A 4,152-nucleotide genomic window follows, 5' to 3' on the forward strand; every position below is an offset into this window, starting at 1 on the left:
ACCAGCGGCGCGGGGCTCGGCGCCAGCGCGATGGCAGCGATCATCACCCGCGGCTTCGTCGAACTCAGGCGCATCGGCGCCGCCTTCGGCGCCGAGCCGGAAACGCTGATGGGACTGTCGGGGCTCGGCGACCTCATCCTCACCTGCAATTCCGCCCAGTCGCGCAACTACGCCTACGGGCTGGCGCTTGGCCGCGGCGAGGACCTGGACGGTCTGCCGCTCGCCGAGGGGGTCTATACCGCGGGAATTGCCGCGCGGATCGCGCGCGAACGCGGCTTGGACGCGCCGATCATCGGCAGCGTGACGGCGATTCTCGACGGCCGGCTCACGGTCGAGGCGGCCATGCAGGCCCTGCTTGCGCGGCCGTTGAAGAGCGAGGCCGGCTAAGCCGGCGAATGAAGGAGGGAAAACCGCATGATCTTCGTCATCCTGTGCCGGGACAAGCCCGGACACCTGCAGGTCCGCCAGGACACGCGCCCCGAGCATGTCGAATATCTCGAAAAGCTCAATGCCGCCGGCACGCTGAAATTTGCCGGTCCCTTCCTGGATGAGGACGGAAAGCCCTCTGGCAGCATGGTGGCCGTCGAGACCGAGGATCACGCCGCCGCCGAGGCGATCGCCAGGGCCGATCCCTACGCCCTTGCCGGCCTGTTCGAATCCGTCGAAATTCGCCCCTGGAACTGGGTCTTCAACAAGCCGGAGAATGCGTAATGGCCTATTGGCTGTTCAAATCGGAGCCCACCTCCTGGTCCTGGGAGATGCAGAAGAAGAAGGGAGACAAGGGCGAGCAGTGGGACGGCGTGCGCAATTACCAGGCACGCAACAATATGCGCCAGATGAAGGTCGGCGATCTCGGCTTCTTCTATCACTCGGTCAAGGAGACGAGCGTCGTCGGCATCGTCGAGGTCATCGCCCCGGTCCATCCCGATTCGACCACCGACGACCCGCGCTGGGAATGCGTCGACATCCGTGCCGTGAAGGACATTCCGAAGCCGGTCTCCCTCAACGACATCAAGGCCAATCCGAAGCTTCACGACATGGTGCTGGTCAACAATTCGCGCCTTTCCGTCCAGCCTGTGAGCGAGGCGGAGTGGCGGGAAGTCTGCCGCATGGGCGGCCTCGACAAGGCGCCGTGATCGCTAAACCGTCACCCGACGACGCACGCGCCTTCATCGAGGCGAACACATCGCTCGTCCGGCCGCCTCACGTGCCGGAGATCGCACTCCACCTCGCCGACGAAGCCCACGAGATTTGGCGTCGCACTGAGGAGGAGCTTCAGGAAATCGGCCTGCCGCCGCCTTTCTGGGCCTTCGCCTGGGCGGGCGGCCAGGGGCTCGCCCGCTACGTTCTCGACCACCCGGAAACCGTGAAAGGCCGCGCGGTGCTGGATTTCGCCGCCGGTTCGGGCCTCGTCGCGATCGCCGCCTGCAAGGCGGGGGCCGCCCGCGTGAGGGCCACCGACACGGACCCTTTTTCCGCGGCTGCCTGCCGCCTGAACATGGCGGCGAACGACGTGGTCTTCGATTTCACCGCTGAGGATCTGATCGGCACACGCCCGCCCTGCGACGTTCTGCTCGCCGGCGACGTCTTCTACGACCGCCTGCTTGCCGAGCGGCTCACACCCTGGCTCGCCGATCTCGTCCCGGACGGAACACTTGTTCTCGTCGGAGATCCCGGCCGCACCTACCTGCCGAAGGACCGGCTGACCCGACTTGCCGTCTATGCCGTGCCGGTCACCCGCGCGCTCGAAGACGCCGAGGTCAAGCGCACCACCGTCTGGCGCTTCTCTTGACGCATTCCGCCGCCGGGCATTCAATTGGCCGGTTTGCAGGAAGGACAGGACAATGGATTTCGCGGGCATGAATTATCTGGCGATCCTGGCGGCCGCCGTCGTCGCCTTCGCCTTCGGCGCGGCTTATTACGGCATTCTGGGCAAGCCGTGGATGAAGGCTGCGCTCATCGACCCGGACAAGATGCAGATGAGCCCGATGCCCTTCATCACCTCCTTCATCGGCGAACTGATCATGGCCTGGGTTCTGGCCGGTGTCATCGGCCACCTGGGTGCGGGGCAGGTAACGCTCTGGAACGGCATCGTCTCCGGCGCCTTCATCTGGCTGGGCTTCATGGCCACCACCATCGCCGTCAACCACCGCTATCAGGGCTTTGGCTGGGACCTCACCGTCATCGACGCCGGCCACTGGCTGGGCGTGGCTCTCCTGATGGGCGCGGTTATCGGCTGGTTTGGAGTCTGACGGGAAGGGCGGTATGGAACTCGCCGCCCTAACCGCCTTACCGCCCTATACCCCTCCTACTGCCCTTCCTTCTCCAGCGAATGCCGCATGATGAGCGGCATCTGGCTCATGGTGAAGACCAGCGTGATGGGCATGATGCCCCATACCTTGAAGGCCACCCAGGCGTCGGTGGAGAAGCTGCGCCACACCACCTCGTTGACAACCGCCAGGAAGATGAAGAACAGACCCCAGCGCAGCGTCAGCTTGCGCCAGCCTTCCGCATCCAGCCGGAAGGCCGAATCGAAAACATAGCCGAGCAGCGACTTGCCGAAGAACAATCCGCCGAGCAGCACGGCCCCGAACAGCGAATTGACGATGGTCGGCTTCATCTTGATGAAGATCTCGCTGTGCAGATAGAGCGTCAGCGCGCCGAAGATGAACACGACGATGCCCGAAACCAGCGGCAAGATGGGCAGCTTGCGCACCAGGAGCCATGAGGCGCTGAGCGCGATGGCCGTGGCCGCCATGAAGAGCGCCGTGGCAATGAAAAGCGGCCCGCCCAGCTCACCAAGTGCGGGAAAACGTTCCGCCAGCCACTCGCCGCGCGCATTGGCGAAGAAGAAGACCATCAACGGCCCCAGTTCCAGCGCCATCTTCAGGAGCGGGTTCATCTCCTTGCGCTTGGGATCGGACGGGTCACGCTCGAAAATACTCTTGTCGGTCACTCAGGCAACTCCTGCGATCGCTTTTGCAAAATCGCTCGCCGAAAAAGGTTCCAGGTCGTCGACACCCTCGCCGACGCCGATGAAATAGACCGGCAGCTTGTGCTTGGCGGCGATTGCGACAAGGATGCCGCCGCGCGCCGTGCCGTCGAGCTTGGTCATCACGAGGCCGGATACGCCCGCAATATTGCGGAAGATTTCGACCTGATTGAGGGCATTCTGCCCCGTCGTGGCGTCGAGCGTCTGCAGGACCGTGTGCGGTGCATCCGGATCGTGCTTGTTGAGCACGCGCACGATCTTTTCCAGCTCCGCCATCAGTTCGGTCTTGTTCTGCAGGCGCCCGGCCGTGTCGATGATCAGGACGTCGCTGCCTTTGGCCTTGGCCTCCTCATAGGCGTCCCATGCCAGCCCGGCGGCATCGGCCCCGAGCTTGGACGAGACGACGGGAGCGCCGGTGCGCTCGCCCCAGATCTTGAGCTGCTCGATCGCCGCGGCACGGAAGGTGTCGCCCGCCGCCAGCATCACCTTGAGCCCGCCCTGCGAGAGCTTGGCCGCCAGCTTGCCGATGGTCGTCGTCTTACCCGTACCGTTGACGCCGACGACCAGGATCACGTGCGGCTTGTGGGAAAGGTCCAGCTCCAGCGGCCTGGCCACCGGCCCCAGCACCTTCTCGATCTCCTCGGCCATGACGGCCTGCACCTCCGTGCCGGAGACATCCTTGCCGTAGCGGCCCGCCGCCAGCGTATCGGTCACGCGCATCGCCGTCTCGAGCCCCAGATCGGCGCGCAGGAGTACGTCTTCCAGGTCCTGCAGCGTGTCCTCGTCGAGCTTGCGCTTGAGGAAGATGCCGGCCACGTTGTCCCGCAGTTCTTTGGAAGAGCGCGAAAGACCCTCGCGCAGCCGCTGGAACCACGGTTTGCGCGCCTCTTCAACGGCCGGCGCGGGCGCTTCTGCACGTTCATGCTCGACGGACTCGGAAATGGTGACCCTTGCGGCCGGCAGGTCTTCAACGTCGGCGCGCGCTTCACCTCGCCCGTCGACAGGCTCAGGATGAGGTGAAGCCTCGTCCACTGCTTCCGCCTCGCGCCGCTCGGGCTCGGGCTCGGGCTCGGGCTCGGGCTCGGGCTCGGGCTCGGGCTCGGGCTCGGGCTCGGGCTCGGGAAGAGCTTCGGCGGCTTCTTCTTCACGCGCAAGCCGCA

At 65.1% G+C, this 4,152-nt stretch carries 7 protein-coding genes; 5 read left to right on the forward strand and 2 right to left on the reverse strand.

The features are described 5' to 3' along the window. The 5 genes from ACFP9U_RS24050 to ACFP9U_RS24070 form a co-directional block, all read left to right on the forward strand. Positions 1 to 387: NAD(P)H-dependent glycerol-3-phosphate dehydrogenase (locus tag ACFP9U_RS24050; RefSeq protein ID WP_378625312.1), on the forward strand; the 387-nt coding region annotated here is incomplete at its 5' end. Between the two features lie 27 nt (positions 388 to 414). Continuing rightward, on the forward strand, positions 415 to 711 hold the full coding sequence (locus tag ACFP9U_RS24055) for a YciI-like protein (protein WP_378625314.1): 297 nt from the start codon (positions 415 to 417) through the stop codon (positions 709 to 711). Further along, positions 711 to 1,136: an EVE domain-containing protein gene (locus ACFP9U_RS24060; protein WP_378625316.1), complete on the forward strand. Its 426-nt coding sequence runs from the start codon at positions 711 to 713 to the stop codon at positions 1,134 to 1,136. The genes ACFP9U_RS24055 and ACFP9U_RS24060 overlap by 1 nt, the downstream gene beginning before the upstream one ends. Then, positions 1,136 to 1,792 (forward strand): class I SAM-dependent methyltransferase, encoded by a 657-nt coding sequence (locus tag ACFP9U_RS24065; RefSeq protein ID WP_378625320.1) that lies wholly within the window; start codon positions 1,136 to 1,138, stop codon positions 1,790 to 1,792. The genes ACFP9U_RS24060 and ACFP9U_RS24065 overlap by 1 nt, the downstream gene beginning before the upstream one ends. Before the next feature lie 52 nt (positions 1,793 to 1,844). Next, entirely contained in the window at positions 1,845 to 2,252 is a 408-nt protein-coding gene (locus tag ACFP9U_RS24070) for a DUF1761 domain-containing protein (RefSeq protein ID WP_378625317.1), read from the forward strand. A gap of 56 nt (positions 2,253 to 2,308) precedes the next feature. On the opposite strand, the gene ACFP9U_RS24075 is transcribed toward ACFP9U_RS24070, so the two are convergent. After that, positions 2,309 to 2,902, reverse strand: coding sequence for a septation protein A (locus tag ACFP9U_RS24075; RefSeq protein ID WP_378625322.1), 594 nt, complete (start codon positions 2,900 to 2,902; stop codon positions 2,309 to 2,311). Positions 2,903 to 2,956: 54 nt separating this feature from the next. Further along, positions 2,957 to 4,152: signal recognition particle-docking protein FtsY (ftsY, locus tag ACFP9U_RS24080; RefSeq protein ID WP_378625319.1), on the reverse strand; the 1,196-nt coding region annotated here is incomplete at its 5' end.

It is taken from the genome of Nitratireductor sp. GCM10026969 (genome assembly GCF_042660605.1).
GTDB lineage: Bacteria > Pseudomonadota > Alphaproteobacteria > Rhizobiales > Rhizobiaceae > Chelativorans.